18 protein-coding genes are annotated in these 23613 nt (G+C 66.3%); 16 read left to right on the top strand and 2 right to left on the bottom strand.

Features of this window, described 5'->3' with window-relative positions; all coding sequences use genetic code 11:
- Positions 1 to 18 precede the first annotated feature (18 nt).
- Positions 19 to 1557, bottom strand: a complete 1539-nt coding sequence (locus GY170_RS15160) for an SGNH/GDSL hydrolase family protein (protein WP_163895103.1) — start codon at positions 1555 to 1557, stop codon at positions 19 to 21.
- A gap of 439 nt (positions 1558 to 1996) precedes the next feature.
- Between GY170_RS15160 and rplJ the strand changes: the two genes are divergently transcribed.
- The 8 genes from rplJ (at position 1997) to xrtE (ending at position 16330) form a co-directional block, all read left to right on the top strand.
- Positions 1997 to 2509: a 50S ribosomal protein L10 gene (rplJ, locus tag GY170_RS15155; RefSeq protein WP_163895101.1), complete on the top strand. Its 513-nt coding sequence runs from the start codon at positions 1997 to 1999 to the stop codon at positions 2507 to 2509.
- 67 nt (positions 2510 to 2576) lie between these two features.
- Positions 2577 to 2954, top strand: coding sequence for a 50S ribosomal protein L7/L12 (rplL, locus tag GY170_RS15150; protein ID WP_163895099.1), 378 nt, complete (start codon positions 2577 to 2579; stop codon positions 2952 to 2954).
- 241 nt (positions 2955 to 3195) lie between these two features.
- Positions 3196 to 7335: a DNA-directed RNA polymerase subunit beta gene (gene rpoB / locus GY170_RS15145; RefSeq protein WP_163895097.1), complete on the top strand. Its 4140-nt coding sequence runs from the start codon at positions 3196 to 3198 to the stop codon at positions 7333 to 7335.
- Entirely contained in the window at positions 7332 to 8243 is a 912-nt protein-coding gene (locus GY170_RS15140; RefSeq protein WP_163895095.1) for an LbetaH domain-containing protein, read from the top strand. Before rpoB ends, GY170_RS15140 begins: the two co-directional genes overlap by 4 nt.
- Complete coding sequence (gene rpoC / locus GY170_RS15135; protein WP_163895093.1) at positions 8240 to 12484, top strand: DNA-directed RNA polymerase subunit beta'; 4245 nt, start codon at positions 8240 to 8242, stop codon at positions 12482 to 12484. Before GY170_RS15140 ends, rpoC begins: the two co-directional genes overlap by 4 nt.
- A 472-nt stretch (positions 12485 to 12956) precedes the next feature.
- Positions 12957 to 13436, top strand: a complete 480-nt coding sequence (locus GY170_RS15130) for a hypothetical protein (protein ID WP_163895092.1) — start codon at positions 12957 to 12959, stop codon at positions 13434 to 13436.
- An 80-nt stretch (positions 13437 to 13516) separates the two neighbouring features.
- On the top strand, positions 13517 to 14677 hold the full coding sequence (locus GY170_RS15125) for an MFS transporter (RefSeq protein ID WP_163895090.1): 1161 nt from the start codon (positions 13517 to 13519) through the stop codon (positions 14675 to 14677).
- A 51-nt stretch (positions 14678 to 14728) separates the two neighbouring features.
- A complete protein-coding gene (xrtE, locus tag GY170_RS15120) occupies positions 14729 to 16330 on the top strand; it encodes an exosortase E/protease, VPEID-CTERM system (RefSeq protein ID WP_163895088.1) in 1602 nt (533 codons plus the stop codon).
- Positions 16331 to 16403: 73 nt separating this feature from the next.
- On the opposite strand, the gene GY170_RS15115 is transcribed toward xrtE, so the two are convergent.
- Complete coding sequence (locus GY170_RS15115) at positions 16404 to 16616, bottom strand: VPEID-CTERM sorting domain-containing protein (protein ID WP_163895086.1); 213 nt, start codon at positions 16614 to 16616, stop codon at positions 16404 to 16406.
- A 518-nt stretch (positions 16617 to 17134) separates the two neighbouring features.
- Here GY170_RS15115 and rpsL point away from each other — a divergent pair.
- The 8 genes from rpsL (at position 17135) to GY170_RS15075 (ending at position 23599) form a co-directional block, all read left to right on the top strand.
- Positions 17135 to 17506: a 30S ribosomal protein S12 gene (rpsL, locus tag GY170_RS15110; protein ID WP_163895084.1), complete on the top strand. Its 372-nt coding sequence runs from the start codon at positions 17135 to 17137 to the stop codon at positions 17504 to 17506.
- A gap of 12 nt (positions 17507 to 17518) precedes the next feature.
- Positions 17519 to 17989: a 30S ribosomal protein S7 gene (gene rpsG, locus GY170_RS15105; protein WP_163895082.1), complete on the top strand. Its 471-nt coding sequence runs from the start codon at positions 17519 to 17521 to the stop codon at positions 17987 to 17989.
- Positions 17990 to 18016: 27 nt separating this feature from the next.
- A complete protein-coding gene (gene fusA, locus GY170_RS15100) occupies positions 18017 to 20140 on the top strand; it encodes an elongation factor G (protein ID WP_163895080.1) in 2124 nt (707 codons plus the stop codon).
- Positions 20141 to 20226: 86 nt separating this feature from the next.
- Entirely contained in the window at positions 20227 to 21402 is a 1176-nt protein-coding gene (tuf, locus tag GY170_RS15095) for an elongation factor Tu (protein ID WP_163894806.1), read from the top strand.
- A 121-nt stretch (positions 21403 to 21523) separates the two neighbouring features.
- Positions 21524 to 21838, top strand: coding sequence for a 30S ribosomal protein S10 (gene rpsJ, locus GY170_RS15090; protein WP_163895395.1), 315 nt, complete (start codon positions 21524 to 21526; stop codon positions 21836 to 21838).
- Positions 21839 to 21850: 12 nt separating this feature from the next.
- Positions 21851 to 22696 (top strand): 50S ribosomal protein L3, encoded by an 846-nt coding sequence (rplC, locus tag GY170_RS15085; RefSeq protein WP_163895078.1) that lies wholly within the window; start codon positions 21851 to 21853, stop codon positions 22694 to 22696.
- Positions 22686 to 23306 (top strand): 50S ribosomal protein L4, encoded by a 621-nt coding sequence (gene rplD / locus GY170_RS15080; protein WP_163895076.1) that lies wholly within the window; start codon positions 22686 to 22688, stop codon positions 23304 to 23306. Before rplC ends, rplD begins: the two co-directional genes overlap by 11 nt.
- Entirely contained in the window at positions 23303 to 23599 is a 297-nt protein-coding gene (locus tag GY170_RS15075) for a 50S ribosomal protein L23 (protein WP_163895074.1), read from the top strand. The genes rplD and GY170_RS15075 overlap by 4 nt, the downstream gene beginning before the upstream one ends.
- Positions 23600 to 23613: the final 14 nt, after the last annotated feature.

Here is a 23613-nt window from a genome sequence, read left to right as displayed (position 1 = left end):
GCAAGGCGCTCCGCCGTGTCAGACGAGGTTCCACAGGCTGGCCTCCTCGTACCACGCATAGCCCGAGAGCGCGCTATCGATCCCCTCGCGGCCGGCGATGAGGGCGATCTCGTCCACCCCCTTCGCCGTTACGCCGTAGCCGGCGAGCGTGGCGGCGTCGCCCGCCAGCAGCGCGGCGCCGTCGGCGGCGATGCTTTCGGGGTCGAGCACGAGGTAGAGGATGTCATGGCCGGCGCCGCCATCGATGGAGAAGCTGGCCGGCGCGTCCGGGTGGCCGAGGAGCGCCGGGTCCACGAAGACGAACACGTCGTCGCCATTGCCGCCGAGCGCCTCCGTCTCGCCGAGGCCGCTGACGAGGGCGTCGTTGCCGGCGCCGGCGTTGAGCACGTTCTCCCCCGAGGCGGCGGTGAGAAAGTCGTCGCCCTCGCCGCCGAAGGCGAGGTCCTTGCCGCTGCCGAGCGAGACGATGTCGTCGCCGCGCCCCGCGAGCACCTGGTCGTTGCCGGAGCCGCCGAAGATCACGTCCTCGCCCCAGCCGGCGCTGATCGCGTCATTCTTCTGGGCGCCGTAGTAGAGCAGGTCGCCCTGGTACTGGTGGCGCTCGGTGACATCGAAGCCGAGCGCCTCGTGCACAATGCCGCCGGCCAGCACATGCGCCATGTGGGCGGCAATGATGCCGTGGAGCGCCTCCGTCGGGTGCAGCTCGTCCCAGAAGCCGATCTGGTCGGCATCGAAACTGCTCCCGGCGCCGTCGGCCAGCGTCTCCGTCAGCGGGGCGTAGAGGCCGAAGGCCATCGGATCGTCCCAGACGGAGGCGGCGACGGGGGTGAGGTCGGCGATGACGACGTCCAGCCCCTCGGAGGCGAGCTTCTCCACCCGGGAGGCGAGGATCTCGTTATGGGCGCGCATGAGCAGCTCGTAGGCGGCGACGTCGGCATAGGCGCCGTTGGCCGCGCCGCCCTCGCCGATCAACTCATTGAAGGCGGGGAAGAAGCGGGCGGGGGGCATCGTCGTCAGCACGACCCGCTCGACGCCGGCGGCCAGCAGCCCCTCGGCCTCATGGAGCGTCGTCTTGACGACGTTGTGCGCGAGGGCGAGGGCGTCGGCGGCGATGTAGCGGCTGGTGGGGTCGAGCGCGGCGTAGTCGTTGCCGCCGATGAAGATGAGCGCGGTGGTGGCGGAGAGGTCCGCCCCCGCCCAGTCTGCCTCGAAGCGGTCCACCTGCGCGGAGAGGTTCATGTCCCACTCCAGGGCCGGGTCGTCCTGAGGCACGATGAGCGCGTCGGTGAGCCCGTACTCGTCGATGAAGCCGCCGATGGTCTGCCGGCCCACCGCCTCCGCCCCGGCGACGGCGTAGTTGGCGGGATCGTCGATGCCGAGCGGCGCCGCCACCTGCTCCGCCCATGTCGTGCCGTTGGAGGCCTGCCCGCCGGCGCCGGCGAGGGAGAGGCGCACATCCTCCTCGATCAGGCCCTCGGCCTGGGCGAAGAGGTTGCCGTTGTCGGAGAGGCTGTCGCCGAAAATGACGAGCGCGGGACCGGGAACGCTGTTGGACATGGGAAAATGCCTTGGCCGACGGAACAATTGTCCCAGCGTAACACGGGGCCCGTCACCGACCAAAGATTCACCTGCCAACCAGTCAGGCCAGCTGGAAGATGTCCTCGATCCGGCAGCCGACGGCAGCGGCGATGCGGACGGCCAGCGGCATCACGCGCCTGCGCACGGCGCGCGACCGGTTAGGGGGTTGGAAATCTCTGCCGGAGGGCGTAGACGAGCCCTCGCAGTGGAGCGCGCGATTCGTCACGCGCTCTATTGCTTTTCGTCCGAGACGGTGGGCCGCTTATCAGCGTAACTCCTGCCTGAGACGGGATCAGACCAGATGAACGGGCGGCTCACGGGCCTCCGGCGTTTGGCTCAGCCCCGTGCGCGGACCCTTAAGTGCCCGGGTTCCCGGGTAGACTGAGCCGGGGGGAGACCCCCATGACTGGAGTAGACTGTGGATAGAGCCCAGAAAGAGAAAGTGGTCGACGAGCTCGGCCAGATCTTCGAAAGCTCTGGCGTCGTGGTGGTTGCCCACTACGAAGGCATGACGGTTGCTCAGATGCAGGACCTGCGCGCGAAGATGCGTGAAGCGGGTGGGTCCGTGCGTGTCGCGAAGAACAGGCTCGCCAAGATCGCCCTTCAGGGGAAGCCGTGCGAAAGCATCGGTGACCTGCTGACGGGCATGACCGTTCTCTCCTATTCGGAAGATCCCGTGGCCGCGGCCAAGGTGATCGACGATTACGCCAAGGGGAATGACAAGCTCGTCATTCTCGGCGGCGCGATGGGAGAGACGGCCCTCGACTCCGAAGGCGTCAAGGCCGTTGCCAAGATGCCGAGCCGCGAGGAGCTCATCGCTTCCATCGTGGGCATCATCGGCGCGCCCGCGTCGAACATCGCCGGAGTCATCGGCGCCCCTGCTTCGAACATCGCCTCCATCCTCACCACCATCGAGGAGAAGGCGGCCTGAGCCCCCTCTTGCCTGCACCCGTTGAACAAACGCGGCGTTGGACACATATAGTAACGGAAAGCATCAAATGGCTGATCTGAAAAAACTCGCCGAAGAGATCGTGAACCTCACGCTTCTCGAGGCCCAGGAACTCAAGCAAATCTTCAAGGACGAGTACGGCATCGAGCCCGCCGCCGGCGGCGCTGTGATGATGGCCGGCCCGGCCGGTGGCGACGCTGGCGCCGCTGAAGAAGAGAAGACCGAATTCGACGTCGTGCTGAAAGAAGCCGGCGCCCAGAAGATCAACGTGATCAAGGAAGTCCGCGGCATCACCGGCCTCGGCCTGAAAGAAGCCAAGGATCTCGTCGAGTCCGGCGGCAAGGTCAAGGAAGGCGCGTCCAAGGCGGAAGCCGAGGAGATCAAGGCGAAGCTGGAAGCGGCTGGCGCCAAGGTCGAGCTGGCCTGATCCGGCGGGTGCGTGCAAGCGCACCGCACCACATGAAAGGCTGGGCGCGCGAGATGCGGGCCCAGCCGAACCTGTCTTGACGGGGGGCTTCGCGAAGCCCTCCCTCCGGGTAGGTTTGAAGGTCGGGAAAGAGCCCTTGGGTCGGGCTCACGTATAGACCTCCCTCCCGTTCTCGAAGGGGCGCTGCCGCGTGAGCCCCGGCGCGGCACCCCGGCAAGAGATGTGAAAGGTGACATCGCTCATGGCGCAATCCTTCCTCGGCCAGAAACGTCTTCGCAAGTATTACGGCAAGATCCGTGAAGTGCTGGAGCTGCCGAACCTCATCGAGGTGCAGAAGGCCTCCTACGACCTGTTCCTGCGCTCCGGCGACCAGGCCGAGCCGATGGACGGCGAAGGCATGCAGGGCGTCTTCCAGTCGGTCTTCCCGATCAAGGACTTCAACGAGACCGCCGTTCTCGAATTCGTGTCCTACGAGCTGGAAAAGCCGAAATACGACGTCGAGGAGTGCATGCAGCGCGACATGACCTACAGCGCCCCGCTGAAGGTCACGCTGCGCCTCATCGTGTTCGATGTCGATGAAGACACCGGCGCCAAGTCGGTCAAGGGCATCAAGGAGCAGGACGTGTTCATGGGCGACATGCCCCTGATGACGCCCAACGGCACCTTCATCGTCAACGGCACCGAGCGGGTCATCGTCTCCCAGATGCACCGCTCCCCGGGCGTGTTCTTCGACCACGACAAGGGCAAGACCCACTCCTCGGGCAAGCTGCTCTTCGCCTGCCGGATCATCCCCTACCGCGGCTCCTGGCTGGACTTCGAGTTCGACGCCAAGGATCTCGTCTTCGCGCGCATCGATCGTCGCCGCAAACTGCCGGTGACGACGCTGCTCTACGCGCTGGGGCTCGACCAGGAAGGCATCATGAATGCCTACTACAACACGGTCGACTTCCACTTCGATCGCAAGGCCAACGGCTGGAAGACGAAGTTCTTCCCCGAGCGCGTGCGCGGCACCCGCCCGACGTTCGACCTTGTTGATGCCGACACCGGCGAGATCATCGCCAAGGCCGGCGAGAAGGTCACGCCGCGCAAGGTGAAGAGCCTGATCGACGCCGGCAACGTGACCGACCTCATGGTCCCGTTCCGCAACATCGTCGGCAAGTTCGTCGCCACCGACATCATCAATGAAGAGACCGGTGCGATCTACGTCGAGGCCGGCGACGAGCTGACGCTCGAGATGGACAAGGACGGCGAGATCATCGGCGGCACCGTCAAGGAGCTGCTCGACGAAGGGTTCACCGAGATCCCGGTGCTCGACATCGACAACATCAACGTCGGCCCGTACATCCGCAACACGATGGCGAGCGACAAGAACATGTCGCGCGAGACGGCCCTGCTCGACATCTACCGCGTCATGCGCCCGGGCGAGCCGCCCACCGTTGACGCCGCCTCGACCCTGTTCGACTCGCTGTTCTTCGACTCCGAGCGCTACGACCTCTCGGCCGTTGGCCGCGTGAAGATGAACATGCGCCTCGATCTCGATGCCGAGGACACCCAGCGCACGCTGCGCAAGGCCGACATCGTCTCCTGCATCAAGGCGCTGGTCGACCTGCGGGACGGCAAGGGCGAGGTCGACGACATCGACCACCTCGGCAACCGCCGCGTCCGCTCCGTCGGCGAGCTGATGGAGAACCAGTACCGCGTCGGCCTGCTCCGTATGGAGCGCGCCATCAAGGAGCGCATGTCCTCTGTCGAGATCGACACGGTCATGCCGCAGGACCTGATCAACGCGAAGCCTGCCGCGGCTGCCGTGCGCGAGTTCTTCGGGTCCTCGCAGCTCTCGCAGTTCATGGACCAGACCAACCCGCTGTCGGAAGTCTCCCACAAGCGTCGTCTCTCGGCGCTTGGCCCGGGCGGCCTGACCCGTGAGCGCGCCGGCTTCGAGGTGCGCGACGTGCACCCGACGCACTACGGTCGCATGTGCCCGATCGAGACGCCGGAAGGCCCGAACATCGGTCTCATCAACAACCTCGCCACCTTCGCGCGGGTCAACAAGTACGGCTTCATCGAGACGCCCTACCGCCACGTGAAGGACCGGCAGGTGACGGACGAAGTCCGCTACATGTCGGCCACCGAGGAGCAGCGCCACATCGTTGCGCAGGCGAACGCCAACCTCGACGACAACGGCCGCTTCGTGAACGACCTGGTGAACACCCGCCAGGCCGGTGAATACACGCTGGCCCCGTCGGAGAACGTGGACCTGATCGACGTCTCGCCGAAGCAGCTGGTCTCGGTCGCGGCCTCGCTCATCCCGTTCCTCGAGAATGACGACGCCAACCGCGCTCTCATGGGCTCCAACATGCAGAAGCAGGCCGTGCCTCTCCTGCAGGCGGAAGCTCCGCTCGTCGGCACCGGCATGGAGGGCGTCGTGGCCCGCGATTCCGGCGCTGCCATCATGGCGCGCCGCGGCGGCATCATCGACCAGGTCGATGCCGTGCGGATCGTTGTGCGTGCCACCGAGGATCTCGAGGTCGGTGACCCCGGCGTCGACATCTACCGGATGCGCAAGTTCCAGCGGTCGAACCAGAACACCTGCATCAACCAGCGCCCGCTGGTGAAGGTGGGTGACACGGTGTCCCGCGGCGAGGTCATCGCCGACGGCCCGTCGACCGACATGGGCGAGCTGGCGCTCGGCAAGAACGTGGTCGTCGCGTTCATGCCGTGGAACGGCTACAACTACGAGGACTCCATTCTCATCTCCGAGCGCATCACGCGTGATGACGTGTTCACCTCGATCCATATCGAGGAGTTCGAGGTCGCCGCCCGTGACACCAAGCTCGGGCCGGAAGAGATCACCCGCGACATCCCGAACGTCGGCGAGGAAGCCCTGCGCAACCTCGACGAAGCCGGCATTGTCTACATCGGGGCCGAAGTGGGCCCGGGCGATATCCTCGTGGGCAAGATCACCCCGAAAGGTGAATCTCCGATGACCCCGGAGGAGAAACTCCTCCGCGCCATCTTCGGTGAGAAAGCCTCGGATGTCCGCGATACCTCGCTGCGTCTGCCCCCGGGTGACTACGGCACCATCGTGGAAGTGCGCGTCTTCAACCGCCACGGCGTGGAGAAGGACGAGCGCGCGCTGCAGATCGAGCGCGAAGAGGTCGAGCGCCTGTCGCGTGACCGCGACGACGAGCTCGGCATCCTCGACCGCAACATCTACGCGCGTCTGAAGGAGATGATCCTCGGCAAGACCGCCGTGAAGGGTCCGAAAGGCTTCAAGGCCGGCAACCAGATCACCGAAGAGGTGCTGGCTGACCTGTCGCGCGGCCAGTGGTGGCTCCTCGCCCTCGAAGACGAGGACGACGCCAAGATCGTCGAAGCGCTCAACGAGCAGTACGAGGCGCAGAAGCGCACGCTCGATGCCCGCTTCGAGGACAAGGTGGAGAAGGTCCGCCGCGGCGACGATCTGCCTCCGGGCGTCATGAAGATGGTCAAGGTCTTCGTGGCGGTGAAGCGCAAGCTTCAGCCGGGCGACAAGATGGCCGGCCGTCACGGCAACAAGGGCGTCATCTCCCGCGTGGTCCCGATGGAAGACATGCCCTTCCTCGAAGACGGCACTCCGGTCGACTTCTGCCTCAACCCGCTCGGCGTGCCGAGCCGGATGAACGTCGGGCAGATCCTCGAGACGCACATGGGCTGGGCCGCGCGCGGCCTCGGCATCCAGGTGGACGAGGCGCTGCAGGAGTATCGTCGCTCGGGTGATCTCACCCCGGTGCGCGAGGCCATGCGCATCGCCTATGGCGAAGACGTCTACGACGAGGGCGTCGAGTCGATGGAGGAAGGCGCGCTGCTCGAGGCGGCCGGCAACGTCATCCGCGGCGTGCCGATCGCGACGCCGGTCTTCGACGGTGCCAAGGAAGGCGACGTGGACGATGCGCTCCGCCGCGCCGGGTTCGACCAGTCGGGCCAGTCCCGCCTGTTCGACGGCCGGACGGGCGAGGAGTTCTCCCGGAAGGTGACGGTTGGGGTGAAGTACCTCCTCAAGCTGCACCACCTGGTGGACGACAAGATCCACGCGCGCTCGACGGGCCCGTACTCCCTCGTCACCCAGCAGCCGCTGGGCGGTAAGGCGCAGTTCGGTGGCCAGCGCTTCGGCGAGATGGAGGTCTGGGCGCTCGAAGCTTACGGCGCCGCCTACACGCTGCAGGAGATGCTGACCGTGAAGTCGGACGACGTCGCGGGCCGGACGAAGGTCTATGAGAGCATCGTGAAGGGCGAGGACAACTTCGAGGCCGGCGTGCCGGAATCGTTCAACGTTCTCGTCAAGGAGGTCCGGGGTCTGGGCCTCAACATGGAGCTGCTGGACGCGGAGGAGGAGGAGTGAAAGCTCTCTTCGGGAGGGGCCTGGTAGGCCCCTCCAAACAGGACGCGGCGGGCGCCTCGAACAACGAGGTGCTGGGGCTGTGGCATCAGGTTGCCGCCCGCTTTCCGGATTCGGTGAGCCCGATTCCGGACAAGCATCTCGACGCGTATCCTCTTCAGGCCGGTTCGCCGATGAAGGACATCACCATCAACGGCCGGTTCGGCCGTCGGTGCTGGCTGTTCGTAGACAAGCGTTACTTTCCCGGCCCGACCCTCAGGATCGACGCCGTGGGCAAGAAGAACATGTCGAACATCTTCATCGTCCTCGGCAGGGCGGAGGCGGATGGCGGGCTGAATGCCCGGATGTCCTTCACCGTCCTCGGCGGGGACACAATGATCGCGATGGGGTATCTGCGCCGCTTCAAGGCGCATTTCGCCGTCGGCCCGAAGGCGGAGGTCACCATAGGCGACGATACCTCCACCCACGGGCTCACCGTCAAGGCCGTCGGCTCACGCGTCTCGCTCGGCCGGGATTGCATGATCGGCGGCGGGTCGGAGCTGCATTCCACCGCCTATCACGGGATGGTGGACCTCAGCGGGCCGGAGCCGAAGCGCATCGAAGCGTCGCGCAGCATCATGATCGGCGATCACGTGTGGCTGGGCGAGAAGAGCTGCTGCATCGGCCGGGTCGAGATCGGCTCGGGCGCGGTGCTGGGGGCCCACGGTATCTGCCGTGGCAAGATCGAGGCGAACAGCGTCGCGGTCGGCAACCCGGCGAAGGTGGTGCGCAGGCAGCGCACGTGGGTGCGAGCGGACGAAGGCATAGACGACGCGACCGAGCGATATTTGCAAGATCAGTCCGGCGGGACGAGCCACATGGCCTCGGCGGCGAATGAATCCATCACCAATCTCAAGGATGGTGCCCAATGAACCAGGAACTGACCAACAACCCGTTCAATCCGCTGGCCCCGGCCAAGATGTTCGACGAGATCCGCGTTTCGCTGGCGAGCCCGGAGCGGATTCTCAGCTGGTCCTTCGGTGAGATCAAGAAGCCCGAGACGATCAACTACCGGACGTTCAAGCCCGAACGCGACGGCCTGTTCTGCGCCCGGATCTTCGGGCCGATCAAGGATTACGAGTGCCTGTGCGGCAAGTACAAGCGCATGAAGTATCGCGGCGTCGTCTGCGAGAAGTGCGGTGTCGAAGTGACGCTCCAGAAGGTGCGCCGCGAGCGGATGGGCCATATCGAGCTAGCCGCCCCGGTCGCGCACATCTGGTTCCTCAAGTCGCTGCCGAGCCGCATCGGCCTGATGCTCGACATGACGCTCCGCGATCTTGAGCGGATCCTCTACTTCGAGAACTACGTCGTCATCGAGCCCGGCCTGACGGACCTCACCTATGGCCAGCTGATGACCGAAGAGGAGTTCCTCGACGCGCAGGACGCCTACGGGATGGACGCCTTCACGGCGAACATCGGCGCCGAGGCCATCCGCGAGATGCTCTCCCAGATCGACCTCGAAGCCGAGGCCGAGCAGCTGCGCGCCGACCTCAAGGAGGCCACCGGCGAGCTGAAGCCCAAGAAGATCATCAAGCGTCTGAAGATCGTCGAGAGCTTCATCGAATCCGGCAACCGCCCGGAATGGATGATTATGACGGTGATCCCGGTCATCCCGCCGGAGCTGCGCCCGCTGGTGCCGCTCGACGGTGGCCGCTTCGCCACGTCTGACCTCAACGACCTTTATCGCCGGGTCATCAACCGCAACAACCGCCTCAAGCGGCTCATCGAGCTGCGCGCGCCCGACATCATCGTGCGCAACGAGAAGCGGATGCTTCAGGAGTCGGTCGACGCCCTGTTCGACAACGGCCGCCGCGGCCGCGTCATCACGGGTGCCAACAAGCGCCCGCTGAAGTCGCTGTCCGACATGCTGAAAGGCAAGCAGGGCCGCTTCCGTCAGAACCTTCTCGGCAAGCGCGTCGACTTCTCGGGCCGTTCGGTCATCGTGACCGGTCCGGAGCTGAAGCTGCACCAGTGCGGCCTGCCGAAGAAGATGGCGCTCGAGCTCTTCAAGCCGTTCATCTACTCGCGGCTCGAAGCGAAGGGCCTCAGCTCCACGGTCAAGCAGGCGAAGAAGCTGGTCGAGAAAGAGCGCCCGGAGGTCTGGGACATCCTCGACGAGGTGATCCGCGAGCACCCGGTCATGCTCAACCGGGCGCCCACGCTGCACCGTCTCGGCATCCAGGCGTTCGAGCCGATCCTGATCGAAGGCAAGGCCATCCAGCTGCACCCGCTCGTCTGCTCGGCCTTCAACGCCGACTTCGACGGTGACCAGATGGCCGTGCACGTTCCGCTCTCGCTGGAAGCCCAGCTGGAAGCGCGCGTGCTGATGATGTCGACCAACAACGTGCTGTCGCCCGCCAACGGCGCGCCGATCATCGTGCCGTCGCAGGACATGGTGCTCGGCCTCTACTACGTCACCATCCAGCGTGACGGGATGCCGGGCGAGGGCATGTCCTTCGGCTCCATCGACGAGGTCGAGCATGCGCTCGCCTCCGGCGCCGTGCACATGCACGCCAAGATCAACGCGCGCATCAAGCAGATCGACGAAGAGGGCAACGAGGTCTACCGCCGCTTCGAGACCACCCCCGGCCGCCTGCGGCTCGGTGGCCTCCTGCCGCTGAACGCCAAGGCGCCCTTCGATCTGGTCAACCGTCTCCTCCGCAAGAAGGAGGTGCAGCAGGTCATCGACACCGTCTACCGCTACTGCGGCCAGAAGGAGTCGGTCATCTTCTGTGACCAGATCATGTCCATGGGCTTCAAGGAGGCCTTCCGGGCCGGCATCTCCTTCGGCAAGGACGACATGGTCGTGCCGGAAGCGAAGTGGGAGCTGGTCGAGGAGACCCGTGAGCAGGTCAAGGACTTCGAGCAGCAGTACATGGATGGCCTGATCACCCAGGGTGAGAAGTACAACAAGGTCGTCGATGCCTGGTCGAAGTGTAACGACAAGGTCACCGCGGCCATGATGTCCACGATCTCGGCCGACAAGGTGGACGAGAACGGCATGCAGATGGAGCCCAACTCCGTCTACATGATGGCCCACTCCGGTGCCCGGGGCTCGGTGACGCAGATGAAGCAGCTCGGCGGGATGCGCGGCCTGATGGCCAAGCCCTCCGGCGAGATCATCGAGACGCCGATCATCTCGAACTTCAAGGAAGGTCTGACCGTGCTGGAGTACTTCAACTCCACCCACGGCGCCCGGAAGGGCCTGTCGGACACCGCCCTGAAGACGGCCAACTCCGGCTACCTCACCCGTCGTCTCGTCGACGTGGCGCAGGACTGCATCGTGCGCGAGCATGATTGCGGCACCGGCCAGGCCATCACCGCGGAAGCGGCGGTCAACGACGGCGAGGTCGTCTCCTCGATCGGCGAGCGTGTTCTTGGCCGTGTCGCGGCCGAGGACGTGCTGCGCCCCGGCACCGACGAGGTGATCGTCAAGGCCGGCGAGCTGATCGACGAGCGCAAGGCCGACATGATCGAGACGGGGGCGGTGCTGAAGATGCGCATCCGCAGCCCGCTGACCTGCGAGGCCGAGGATGGCGTCTGCGCCATGTGCTACGGGCGTGACCTCGCGCGCGGCACCATGGTCAACCAGGGTGAGGCTGTCGGCATCATCGCCGCGCAGTCCATCGGTGAGCCCGGCACGCAGCTGACGATGCGGACGTTCCACATCGGCGGCGTCGCGCAGGGCGGCCAGCAATCCTTCCTCGAGGCCAGCCAGTCCGGCCGGGTTGAGTATCGCGGGGCCCAGATCCTGGAGAACCAGGCGGGCGAGCAGATCGCGATGGGCCGCAACATGGTCCTCGCCATCATGGGCGAGGAAGGCGAAGAGCGGGCCACGCACAAGATCGGCTACGGCACGAAGATCTTCGTCAAGGACGGCCAGGAGGTCACCCGCGGGGACAAGCTGATCGAGTGGGACCCGTACACCCTGCCGATCATCGCCGACAAAGGCGGCAAGGTCCGCTTCGTCGATCTCGTGACCGGCATCGCCGTGCGCGAGGAGACGGACGATGCAACGGGCATGACCCAGCGCATCGTCTCCGACTGGCGCTCGGTGCCGAAGGGCAGCGATCTCAAGCCGGAGATCCTTATCGTCGGCGAGGATGGCGAGCCGGTCCGCAACGATGCGGGCAACCCGGTGAGCTACGCCATGTCGGTGGACGCGATCCTCTCCGTCGAGGACGGCGAGGACGTGAAGGCCGGTGACGTTGTGGCACGGATCCCGCGGGAAGGCGCGAAGACGAAGGACATCACCGGTGGTCTGCCGCGTGTGGCCGAACTCTTCGAGGCCCGTCGTCCGAAGGACCACGCCATCATCGCGGAGATCGACGGCTACGTCCGCTTCGGGAAGGACTACAAGAACAAGCGGCGGATCGCGATCGAGCCGGCCGACGAGTCCTTCGAGAAGGTCGAGTACATGGTGCCGAAGGGCAAGCACATCCCGGTTCAGGAAGGCGACTTCGTGAACAAGGGCGATTACATCATGGACGGCAATCCTGCCCCCCATGACATTCTCGCCATCATGGGTGTCGAGGCTCTGGCCGAGTACATGATCAACGAGGTGCAGGACGTCTATCGACTGCAGGGTGTGAAGATCAACGACAAGCACATCGAGGTGATCGTTCGCCAGATGCTGCAGAAGATCGAGATCACCGAGTCGGGCGATACCGTGCTGCTCAAGGGCGAGAACGTCGACAAAGCGGAGTTCGACGAGGCCAACGCCAAGTCGCTCTCCAAGTCTGGCCGTCCGGCCGTGGGCATGCCGGTTCTGCTCGGCATCACCAAGGCCTCGCTGCAGACGCGCAGCTTCATCTCCGCCGCCTCCTTCCAGGAGACGACGCGGGTGCTGACCGAGGCCTCGGTGCAGGGCAAGCGCGACAAGCTCGTGGGCCTGAAGGAGAACGTCATCGTCGGCCGGCTGATCCCGGCGGGCACCGGTGGCGCCACCTCCCGCGTGCGCAAGGTCGCCTCGGATCGCGACCACCAGGTGATCGAGCAGCGCCGCGAGGCGGCGGAAGCCGCTGCGGCCCTGGCGGCGCCGGCGCAGGAAGAGGTGATCGGCGAAGAGGACTTCGACACGACGATCATCGACACGCCGGAGAGCCGCGACTGATCGCAGCCACACGGTGAAAGACACGAGGCCCCGCCGGGACACCGGCGGGGCCTTTTTCGTTCTCGGCTGCGCTTTTTCGGGACGTGGGCGCACCGCTGAGCCGGGGATTCGGCGCATTGAGGTTGAGGCGGAGCAGGGGGCGCAACCTGGGCGGGAGCGGCCTCCGGGCCCCCGTCGCGGCTAAGTCACTGGCGGCCCGGGGCGCTTTGGCGCTGCGTGAAATCTCGCAAGGATTTCGTAAGAAATTGGGCCGAGGCTAATGCGAAGAGAGCGGTTGATGCGTTAGTCTGCAGGCATTGAAAGCGAGGCTGCCAAGGCCTCGCGCATAGCAGACAGTTTGAAGCGCTTTTTAAGAGAATGGCGGCGGCCGGCGAAAAGGCTCCCCCGATTGAACAAATTAAGGCCCCGATTCACCGCGATTGAGGGTCGCGTTGGAACAGGGGGCACGCACATGTCGCAAGAGCTGGAATACATGGACGATATGCTTTGGGATGCCGTCGATACCGCTCGCCGCGGCCCCATCGACCCGTCGCTGGGCGAGCATGAGCTGGCCCGGATCTTCCCCAAGGCCGACCTCGCGCTGGTGCCCATCTACCGCGACCTCCTCGCCCTCGCCGAGGAGTTCCAGATGTTCACCGGCCGCCAGCTCGGCCTCTGGGAGCAGATCGGGGAGCTTTACGGCGCCATCACCTACGGCATCACGCTGAGCCGCGAGGGGGGCCGCTCCACCGGCGGCACGCTGGGGGACCAGCGCGTCGCCATCCGCACCATCGCGCCCGGCGGCGACGAGGCCGTTATGGTCAGCCGCGCCGATCCCTTCGACCGGCTGCTGATCGTGCGCATCGACGAGAATTTCGAGGTGCGGGGCCAGATGCTGCCGCGCGCCGCGCTGCCCGCCGGCGAAAGCGCCGAGATCCGCGTCGGCTGGGGGGACCTGCGGCCCTTCAACTGACGGCGCCCGCAGCGGGCGCGAGGCCTCCTCCGCGCCCGTCGCCTCTTGCCCTTCCCGCCCCGCCGCCGCAAAGGGGGCGCATGGGGACCGGACGGCAATGGTGGGTGATCCTGGCGCTCTGGCTCGCCGGGCTGGGGGCAGGGGCGCAGTTCGCCAAGGTCTCCGTCATCTTTGATACGCTGGGGCTTTCCTACCCCGAGGCGGGGGCAGCGCTCGGCTTCACCGTGTCGCTGCTCAGCTTCCTCGGCATCCTCCTCGGCCTCTTCGCCGGCCTCATCGCCGCCCGGATCGGGCTGAAACGGTTGCTGATCGCCGGCCTCCTCCTCGGCGCGCTCGTCTCCGCCTTCCAGGTCACGCTGCCGCCGCTGCCGGTGCTGCTGGCCAGCCGGGTGGTGGAGGGGCTCTCGCACCTCATCATCGTCGTCGCCGCGCCGACGCTCATGGGCTCCCTCGCGAGCGGGCGGCAGAAGCCCGTCGCCATGACGCTCTGGAGCACCTTCTTCGGCGTCGCCTTCGCGCTCACCGCCCTCCTCGGCCGCCCGCTGGCGGAGGCCTACGGCCCCGGCGCGCTCTTCGCCGGCCACGCCCTCTACATGGCAGCGATGGCCGCGCTCCTCGCCGTCAGCCTGCCGACAATCGCCCGGCCTGCCGACGCGCCGCGCCTGACGCTCGCCGCCATCGCCCGCCGGCACGTGGAGGCCTACCGCTCCCCCGCTATGGCGGCGCCGGCGCTGGCGTGGCTCTTCTACACCCTCTCCTGGGTCTCGATCCTGACTGTCCTGCCGGGGCGGATGGAGAACCCCGGCTTCGCCGCCGCTGCCATGCCGCTGGCCGGCATCGCCGTGTCGATGACGCTGGGCCTCGCCCTCCTGCGCCGCTTCCCACCGGTGCCGGTGGTCATGGCCGGCTTCGCCGTCGCCGCCGTCTGCGCCCTGCTGCTGCCGCTGACGGACAGCCCCTGGGTGCCCATCGCGCTCGTCGGCGGGCTGGGGCTCGTGCAGGGGGCCAACTTCTCCGCCATCCCGGCGCTGAACCCGGAGCCGGGGCCGCAGGCTATCGCCAACGGCGCCGTGGCGCAGATGGGCAACCTCGGCAACACGCTGGGCACGCCGATCCTGCTCGCCGCCATCGGCGTCTTCGGCACGGCCGGCCTCGTCGGCTTCGCGGTGGTCGCCTTCGGTGGCGGCATCGCCGTCCACGGCGCACTGGCCCGGGCGCGGCGACGGCAGGCCGCCGCCTGATCCCCGAGATCCGTCAAATTTTCGGCGCATTCTAAGGGCAACAGGTGCGGGATGAGCACCGGGACTGAGAGCCAGACCTATCCGCAGCGCCCCTGGCCGCGGATCGCCCTCTTCGGCCTGCTCGCGCTGGCGGAGATCGCGGCGCTGGCGGTCGTCTACCAGGTGCTCGCCGACTTCCAATGTGCCGACATGGGCCTCTTCGCCGCCTGCCGCGCCCTGCAGAGCCTGCCGGCGCGGGCGCTGGTGGGGCTCGCGGCGGCGGCGATGCTCGTCTGGGCCCGGCCCGCCGGGCTGGGGGCCCTCGGCCCGCGCGGCGCGCCGTTCCCTTGGCCGTGGGTGCATGGCGTCGGCATCCTGCTGATGTTCGCGCCCGCCCTCATCGCCCCGAGCGGCAACCTCGCCACGCTCGGCGCCACGGCCCTCGCCCTCTGGAGCGTTGGCGCCGTGGTCACCGGCCTCGGCTGGCTCCTCTGGCTCGCCGCCCCCCGCGACCTTGCCGCGCTGGTGCGCAGCATCGGACCGCCCGGCGCGCTCCTCCTCCTCGTCGCGCTGCTCCTGCCGGATGTGGTGCGCCTCGCCGGGCCGCTGTGGAACCTGCAGGCCATGGCCGCCGCGACGCTGGGCGGCGCGGCCCTGCTGCTGGATGCGATGGGCGAGACTGTCCATGTCGACGTCGCCGCCGCCATCCTCGGGACGCAGACCTTCTCCGTCCGCGTGGCCAACAGCTGCTCGGGGATCGAGGGGATCGTCCTCGTCCTCGCCTTCGGCTCGCTCTACGCGCTGCTCTTTCGCCAGACGATCCACCTCGGCCGCTTCTTCGCGCTGGTGCTGCCGCTGGCGATGCTGGCGAGCTGGCTGCTCAACATGCTGCGCATCGCGGCGCTGGTGAAGATCGGCTCCAACGGGGCGGAGGAGCTGGCGGTCGGGGGCTTCCACTCCCACGCAGGCTGGATCTTCTTCTGCCTCGTGGCGCTCGGCCTCGTCGCGCTGATGGAGACGCTGCCCTGGCTGCACAGGGACCGCCCCGCGAAGTCCGCCCCGCGGTGGGCGGAAGATCTTGCCGCCGCCTGCATCGTGCCCTTCATCGTCTTCATGCTGACGGGGCTGGTGGGCAACGCCATCTTCCCCGAGCCGGAGCTGGCCTACCCGCTGCGCATGGCGCTCGTCGCGCTTTCGCTCTGGCCCTTCCGCCGCATCTACCGGGAGATGATCTGCGAGCCCTCGCCCGCCTCCCTCGCCGCCGGGATGCTCATCGGCGTGGTCTGGGCAATCACGGCGCCCGCCGGGAGCGGCGGGCTCATGGCCCAGCTGGCAGGGCTCGCGCCGGCGGCGCTGCTCGGCTGGGTGATGGTGCGGGTGCTGGGGACGAGCCTGATCGTGCCGCTGGTGGAGGAGGTCTTCTTTCGCGGCTACATCCTGCTCGACTGGCTGGACGGGCCGGGCTGGCCGCGCAAGGTGCTGGCCATCGCCGCCTCCACCCTGCCGTTCGCGCTGCTCCATGGCCGGCCGGTGGCGGCGCTGCTCGCCGGGCTCGTCTTCGCGGCGCTGGCACTGCGGTGGGGCAGGGTGAGCGACGCGATCTGGGCGCATGTCGTCGCCAACTTCGTGATCGCGCTCTGGGCGCTCGCGGCCGGCGACTTCAGCCTGATCTGATGCCAAAGAGAAAGGCGGCGCAGCCGGGGGGCCGCGCCGCCTTCAAGTCATGTCTCGCCCCAGTGGGCGCCGCTCAGGACGTGGCCCGGCGGCGGGCGTGCACCAGCAGCATCACGGCGCCGAGCGCGGCCAGTCCGAGCAGGCCGGCGGAGGCGTCGATCTCCGGCACGTTGGTCGACGGCGGCGGGGGCGGCGGGCTACACCACCACCAGCAGGTGGCGAAGGCGGGGGCGGATGCGAGCGAGAGCGGCAGCGCAACCACGAACCCCTTGAACAGATTCTTCATGGTTTCCCTCGTGTGTCGTTGGCCGCTCTTTGCGGCACCTCCGTTTTAAAGGGCTGCCACATGAAAGCCAGAATTCCGCCCCAAATGCCCTATTTGGGGCCCGCTCGTCCTCCCGCCGGCAGGCAATGCCGGCCCGCTAGAGCCATTGTTTACAATTTGTCGTAATTGCCCCGCGAATCCGATTCGTCCCGTGGGCCGTCCCTGCCGCTCCCTAAGACCGGGTTGACGGGCTGTTGACACCCCCTGCGACTCCCCCTATACGGCCACCACTCGGGCGCAGGGTAATCCTTGCGGCCCGGCAATCAGAGTTGAGTGGTCACGATCCGGGCGACATGCCCCGATCCTCTGTAAGACCCACCGCATCGCTTCCCGGACCAGGGGGCGCCTGCGGGTGTTTGCGTTGCGTCCTGCACTGATATGCGGGGCGACAACGGTCAGGCCGCTTCATGCGGCGCATGAAGAGACGATCGGCGGACCTCCGGGGCCGCGAGTTAGCAGGAAGCGGGGAAAAGAGCCCAATGCCAACGATCCAGCAGCTGATCCGCAAGCCGCGGAAGCCGAAGGTCACGAAGTCGAAGTCGCAGCACCTCGAGGGCTGTCCGCAGAAGCGCGGCGTCTGCACGCGCGTCTACACCACGACGCCGAAGAAGCCGAACTCCGCCATGCGGAAGGTCGCCAAGGTTCGCCTGACGAACCAGTATGAGGTGATCTCCTACATTCCGGGTGAAAGCCACAACCTGCAGGAGCACTCCGTTGTGCTCATCCGCGGGGGCCGGGTGAAGGACCTTCCGGGTGTCCGTTATCACATTCTGCGCGGTGTCCTCGACACGCAGGGCGTCAAAGACCGCAAGCAGCGCCGCTCGAAGTACGGCGCCAAGCGCCCGAAGTAAGGAGTTCTTCAGATGTCCCGCCGTCACGCTGCCGAGAAGCGCGAAGTCCTCCCCGATGCCAAGTTCGGCGATCGGGTGCTGACGAAATTCATGAACAACCTGATGATCGACGGCAAGAAAGCCGTCGCCGAGCGCATCGTCTACAACGCGTTCGACCGCGTCGAGGGCCGCCTCAAGCGCGCCCCCGTGGAGGTGTTCCACGAGGCGCTCGACAACATCAAGCCGAGCCTCGAAGTGCGCTCCCGCCGCGTTGGCGGTGCGACCTACCAGGTCCCCGTCGAGGTGCGCCCCGAGCGCCGCGAGGCGCTGGCCATCCGCTGGCTGATCGAGGCGAGCGCGAAGCGCAACGAGAACACGATGGAAGAGCGCCTCGCCGGCGAACTGCTCGACGCAGTGAACGGCCGCGGCTCCGCCGTGAAGAAGCGCGAAGACACGCACAAGATGGCCGACGCCAACAAGGCGTTCAGCCACTACCGCTGGTAACCGAATTCTAGCCTGAGGACCTCTCCCATGGCACGCGACTATCCCCTGAAGCGTTATCGCAATATCGGGATCATGGCCCACATCGACGCGGGCAAGACCACGACGACCGAGCGCATCCTCTTCTACACCGGCCGGTCCCACAAGATCGGTGAAGTCCACGATGGCGCCGCCACCATGGACTGGATGGAGCAGGAGCAGGAACGCGGGATCACCATCACCTCCGCCGCCACGACCACGTTCTGGCAGCGGCAGGATGATCCGACCGCCGATGGCACCTCGGACACGAAGTACCGCTTCAACATCATCGACACCCCCGGCCACGTCGACTTCACGATCGAGGTCGAGCGGTCGCTGGCCGTGCTCGACGGCGCGATCTGCCTGCTCGACGGCAACGCCGGTGTCGAGCCGCAGACGGAGACCGTCTGGCGCCAGGCCGACCGCTACAAGGTTCCGCGCATCGTCTTCGTCAACAAGATGGACAAGATCGGCGCCGACTTCTTCAACTGCGTGAAGATGATCAAGGACCGCACCGGCGCGACCCCCGTTCCGATCGCCCTGCCGATCGGCGCCGAGGACAAGCTGGAAGGCATCATCGACCTGATCACCATGGAAGAGTGGGTCTGGCTCGGTGAAGACCTGGGCGCCTCCTGGGTGCGCCAGCCGATCCGTGACGACCTGAAAGAGCTCGCCAACGAGTGGCGCGCCACGCTCATCGAGAACGCCGTCGAAATGGACGACGACGCGATGATGGCCTACCTCGAAGGCGAAGAGCCCGATGTCGACACGCTGCGCGCGCTGATCCGCAAGGGCTGCCTGTCGCTGACCTTCGTGCCCGTCACCGCCGGCTCCGCCTTCAAGAACAAGGGCGTCCAGCCGCTGCTGAACTCCGTCATCGATTTCCTGCCGTCCCCCCTCGACGTGCCGGCTTACATGGGCTTCTCGCCCGATGACGAGACGGAAGAGCGCAACATCCCGCGTCATGCCGATGACGACGAGCCCTTCTCGGGCCTCGCCTTCAAGATCATGAACGACCCCTTCATGGGCACGCTGACCTTCACCCGGATCTACTCCGGCAAGATGGTCAAGGGTGAGAGCCTGCTGAACTCGACCAAGGGCAACCGTGAGCGCATCGGCCGCATGGTCATGATGCACTCCAACAAGCAGGAAGAGATCACCGAGGCCTTCGCCGGCGACATCATCGCGCTGGCCGGCCTGAAGTCCACGACCACGGGCGACACGCTCTGCGATCCGCAGAAGCCGGTGGTGCTGGAAACGATGACCTTCCCCGACCCGGTGATCGAGATCGCCGTCGAGCCGAAGACGAAGGCCGACCAGGAGAAGATGTCCGCCGGTCTGCAGCGCCTTGCCGCCGAAGACCCGTCCTTCCGCGTCGAGACCGACATCGAGTCGGGCCAGACGATCATGAAGGGCATGGGCGAACTTCACCTCGACATCCTCGTCGATCGCCTCAAGCGCGAGTTCAAGGTCGAGGCCAACATCGGCGCGCCGCAGGTGGCCTACCGCGAAACCATCGGTCACGAGATCGAGCACACCTACACGCACAAGAAGCAGTCGGGCGGCTCCGGTCAGTTCGCCGAGGTGAAGCTGATCATCTCGCCGACAGAGCCGGGCGAAGGCTATTCCTTCGAGAGCCGGATCGTCGGTGGCGCGGTGCCGAAGGAGTACATCCCCGGCGTCGAGAAGGGCATCAACTCCGTCATGGATAGCGGCCCGCTGGCCGGCTTCCCCGTGATCGACTTCAAGGTCGCCCTCGTCGACGGCAAGTTCCACGACGTGGACTCCAGCGTCCTCGCCTTCGAGATCGCCTCCCGCATGTGCATGCGTGAAGGCCTCCGCAAGGCCGGCGCCAAGCTGCTGGAGCCGATCATGAAGGTCGAGGTTGTCTCGCCGGAAGAGTACACCGGTTCGATCATCGGCGACCTGACCTCCCGTCGGGGCATGGTTCAGGGGCAGGACACGCGCGGCAACGCCAACGTGATCAACGCCTTCGTGCCGCTGGCCAACATGTTCGGCTACATCAACAACCTGCGCTCCATGTCCTCCGGCCGCGCCGTGTTCACGATGCAGTTCGCCCATTACGAGGCCGTGCCGCAGAACATCTCGGACGAGATCCAGAAGAAATACGCATGATCCGGCGGTGCGTGGGCAACCACGCACCCTACCCACCCGTAGGGTGCGTGCTCGCCACGCACCGTTGACTCAAAAGGAAGACAGACATGTCCAAGGCCAAGTTTGAACGCAACAAGCCGCACGTGAACATCGGCACGATCGGTCACGTCGACCACGGCAAGACGACGCTGACGGCGGCGATCACGAAGTACTTCGGCGACTTCCAGGCCTACGACCAGATCGATGCGGCGCCGGAAGAGAAGGCCCGCGGGATCACGATCTCCACGGCCCACGTCGAGTACGAGACGGAGAACCGTCACTACGCGCACGTCGACTGCCCCGGCCACGCCGACTACGTGAAGAACATGATCACCGGTGCCGCCCAGATGGACGGCGCGATCCTCGTCGTGAACGCCGCCGACGGCCCGATGCCGCAGACGCGCGAGCACATCCTGCTCGGCCGTCAGGTCGGCATCCCGAAGATGGTCGTCTTCCTCAACAAGGTCGACCAAGTCGATGACGCCGAGCTCCTCGAGCTCGTCGAGATGGAAGTGCGCGAGCTGCTCACCGCCTACGACTACCCGGGCGACGACATCCCGATCATCGCCGGCTCGGCCCTCGCCGCGCTCGAAGGCCGTGACCCGGAAATCGGCGAAGAGAAGATCAAGGAACTGATGGCGGCCGTGGATGACTACATCCCGACCCCGGCGCGTGCCGTCGACCAGCCCTTCCTGATGCCGATCGAGGACGTGTTCTCGATCTCCGGCCGCGGCACCGTCGTGACCGGCCGTGTCGAGCGCGGTGTCGTCAACGTCGGCGACGAGCTCGAGATCGTCGGCATCAAGGACACCAAGAAGACGACCTGCACGGGCGTCGAGATGTTCCGCAAGCTGCTCGACCGCGGCGAGGCCGGCGACAACATCGGCGCGCTGCTGCGCGGCATCGACCGTGACGGCGTCGAGCGGGGCCAGGTGCTCTGCAAGCCCGGCTCGGTGAAGCCGCACACGAAGTTCGAAGCCGAGGTCTACATCCTGACCAAGGAAGAGGGCGGCCGTCACACGCCGTTCTTCGCGAACTACCGCCCGCAGTTCTACTTCCGCACGACGGACGTGACCGGCACGGTCGAGCTGCCCTCCGGCACCGAGATGGTGATGCCCGGCGACAACCTGAAGCTGTCGGCCGAGCTGATCTACCCGATCGCCATGGAAGAAGGCCTGCGCTTCGCCATCCGCGAAGGCGGCCGCACCGTCGGCTCCGGCGTCGTCTCGAAAATCATCGAGTAAGACGAGGGACAGGGCCGGTCCGCCCCGCGGGCCGGCCTGACAAGAACAAGAAACCGACGTGGGCCGCGCAATTCCGCGCCGTCCACCTCTCGGGTTGAAACAAGCCGCGAAGGGCAATCCAATGGCCGCTCAAAGCCAAAACATTCGCATCCGGCTCAAGGCGTTCGACTATCGCGTGCTCGATGCCTCGACGCATGAGATCGTCCAGACCGCCAAGCGCACCGGTGCGTCTGTCCGCGGGCCTATCCCGCTGCCGAACAAGATCGAGAAGTTCACGGTTCTCCGTGGCCCGCACATCGACAAGAAATCCCGCGACCAGTTCGAGATCCGCACCCACAAGCGGCTCCTGGATATCGTGGACCCGACCCCGCAGACCGTGGACGCGCTGATGAAGCTCGACCTCGCTGCCGGTGTCGATGTCGAGATCAAGGTTTAAGGAGGCCCGCCCATGTTGCGCTCCGGAGTGATCGCAAAGAAGGTCGGCATGACCCGGCTCTTCATGGAAGACGGCAAGCAGATCCCTGTTACCGTTCTCCAGCTCGATAATCTGCAGGTCGTGGCGACCCGCACGGTGGAGAAGGACGGCTACGCCGCCGTCCAGCTCGGCGCCGGCACCGCCAAGGCCAAGAACACCACGCGCGCCCTGCGCGGCCACTTCGCGGCCGCCAAGGTAGAGCCCAAGCGGAAGATCGCGGAATTCCGCGTCGCCCCCGAGAACCTGATCGGGATCGGCGAGGAGATCATCGCCGATCACTACTTCGCCGGCCAGTTCGTCGACGTCTCGGGCACGTCCACCGGTAAAGGCTTTGCCGGTGCGATGAAGCGCCACAACTTCGGCGGTCTGCGCGCCACGCACGGCGTGTCGATCTCGCACCGTTCGCACGGCTCCACCGGCCAGTGCCAGGACCCGGGCAAGGTGTTCAAAGGCAAGAAGATGGCCGGCCACATGGGCGCCGCCCGTGTCACCACGCAGAACCTGCAGGTGGTGCGCACGGATGCCGACCGTGGCCTGATCATGGTCAAGGGCGCCGTCCCCGGCGTGAAGGGCAGCTGGGTCACGGTGAAGGATGCCGTGAAGAAGCCGCTCCCCGAGAACCTGATCTACCCGGCGGCGCTGAAGAGCGCCAAGGCCGAGGCCGAGCGCGTTGCGGCGGAAGCCGCGGAGCAGGCCGCCGCCGAGGAAGCCGCCGAGGCCGAACGTCTGGCCGCCGAACAGGCCGCTGCCGAAGAAGCAGCGCTGAAGGAGGCCGAGGCCGACCTGAAGTCGGAAGGAGACGAGTCCAATGAAAGCTGATGCCATCAATCTCGACGGCAAGAGCGCCGGCTCCGTCGATCTCTCCGACGAGATCTTCGGGCTGGAGCCGCGGGCCGACATCCTGCACCGTGTTGTGCGCTGGCAGCGTGCCCGCGCCCAGCAGGGCACCCACGCGACGCTGGGTCGCTCCGACGTGAGCTACTCGACGAAGAAGATCTATCGCCAGAAGGGCACGGGCGGCGCTCGCCACGGCTCCAAGAAGGCGCCGATCTTCCGTCACGGTGGCACGTACAAGGGCCCGACGCCGCGCAGCCACGATCACGAGCTGACCAAGAAGTTCCGCAAGCTGGGCCTGCGCCACGCGCTGTCGTCCAAGCTGAAAGCGGGCGAGCTGGTGATCATCGACACCGCCGACTTGGCTGACGCCAAGACGAGCATCCTGGCCAAGTCGGTCAAGACGCTCGGCTGGAACAAGCCGCTGGTGATCGACGGGGCCGAGGTCAACGAGGGCTTCGCCCGCGCCGCGGCCAACATCGCCAACCTGGACGTGCTGCCCTCGATGGGTGCCAACGTCTACGACATCCTGCGTTCGGGCACGCTCGTGCTGACGAAAGCGGGGGTCGAAGCTCTGGAGGCTCGCCTGAAATGAGTGCCAAGGCAGACCATTACGACGTGATCCGCTCGCCGATCATCACGGAGAAGGCGACGATGGCCTCCGAAGCCAACGCCGTCGTCTTCGAGGTGGATATCGCCGCGACGAAGCCGATGATCAAAGAAGCTGTCGAAGAGCTCTTTGGCGTCAAGGTGACCGCGGTGAACACCGCGATCACCAAGGGCAAGGTCAAGCGCTTCCGCGGCCAGCTCGGCACGCGCAAGAGCGTCAAGAAGGCCTATGTGACCCTCGCCGAGGGCAACACGATCGACGTCTCGACCGGTCTCTGAGACCCGGTCCGTGA

It is taken from the genome of Pseudoroseicyclus tamaricis, from assembly GCF_012070395.1.
In the GTDB taxonomy this organism is placed as follows: Bacteria; Pseudomonadota; Alphaproteobacteria; order Rhodobacterales; family Rhodobacteraceae; genus Pseudoroseicyclus_A; species Pseudoroseicyclus_A tamaricis.
This window is presented reverse-complemented; position numbering and strand designations above follow the sequence as displayed.

What these genes read in the sequence shown, in the direction of transcription:
- GY170_RS15160 (WP_163895103.1), bottom strand. Translation starts at nt 1,557, where the DNA reads ATGTCCAACAGCGTTCCCGGTCCCGCGCTCGTCATTTTCGGCGACAGC.
- rplL (WP_163895099.1), top strand. Translation starts at nt 2,577, where the DNA reads ATGGCTGATCTGAAAAAACTCGCCGAAGAGATCGTGAACCTCACGCTT.
- rpoB (WP_163895097.1), top strand. Translation starts at nt 3,196, where the DNA reads ATGGCGCAATCCTTCCTCGGCCAGAAACGTCTTCGCAAGTATTACGGC.
- rpoC (WP_163895093.1), top strand. Translation starts at nt 8,240, where the DNA reads ATGAACCAGGAACTGACCAACAACCCGTTCAATCCGCTGGCCCCGGCC.
- GY170_RS15130 (WP_163895092.1), top strand. Translation starts at nt 12,957, where the DNA reads ATGGACGATATGCTTTGGGATGCCGTCGATACCGCTCGCCGCGGCCCC.
- GY170_RS15125 (WP_163895090.1), top strand. Translation starts at nt 13,517, where the DNA reads ATGGGGACCGGACGGCAATGGTGGGTGATCCTGGCGCTCTGGCTCGCC.
- xrtE (WP_163895088.1), top strand. Translation starts at nt 14,729, where the DNA reads ATGAGCACCGGGACTGAGAGCCAGACCTATCCGCAGCGCCCCTGGCCG.
- GY170_RS15115 (WP_163895086.1), bottom strand. Translation starts at nt 16,616, where the DNA reads ATGAAGAATCTGTTCAAGGGGTTCGTGGTTGCGCTGCCGCTCTCGCTC.
- rpsL (WP_163895084.1), top strand. Translation starts at nt 17,135, where the DNA reads ATGCCAACGATCCAGCAGCTGATCCGCAAGCCGCGGAAGCCGAAGGTC.
- rpsG (WP_163895082.1), top strand. Translation starts at nt 17,519, where the DNA reads ATGTCCCGCCGTCACGCTGCCGAGAAGCGCGAAGTCCTCCCCGATGCC.
- fusA (WP_163895080.1), top strand. Translation starts at nt 18,017, where the DNA reads ATGGCACGCGACTATCCCCTGAAGCGTTATCGCAATATCGGGATCATG.
- tuf (WP_163894806.1), top strand. Translation starts at nt 20,227, where the DNA reads ATGTCCAAGGCCAAGTTTGAACGCAACAAGCCGCACGTGAACATCGGC.
- rpsJ (WP_163895395.1), top strand. Translation starts at nt 21,524, where the DNA reads ATGGCCGCTCAAAGCCAAAACATTCGCATCCGGCTCAAGGCGTTCGAC.
- rplC (WP_163895078.1), top strand. Translation starts at nt 21,851, where the DNA reads ATGTTGCGCTCCGGAGTGATCGCAAAGAAGGTCGGCATGACCCGGCTC.
- rplD (WP_163895076.1), top strand. Translation starts at nt 22,686, where the DNA reads ATGAAAGCTGATGCCATCAATCTCGACGGCAAGAGCGCCGGCTCCGTC.
- GY170_RS15075 (WP_163895074.1), top strand. Translation starts at nt 23,303, where the DNA reads ATGAGTGCCAAGGCAGACCATTACGACGTGATCCGCTCGCCGATCATC.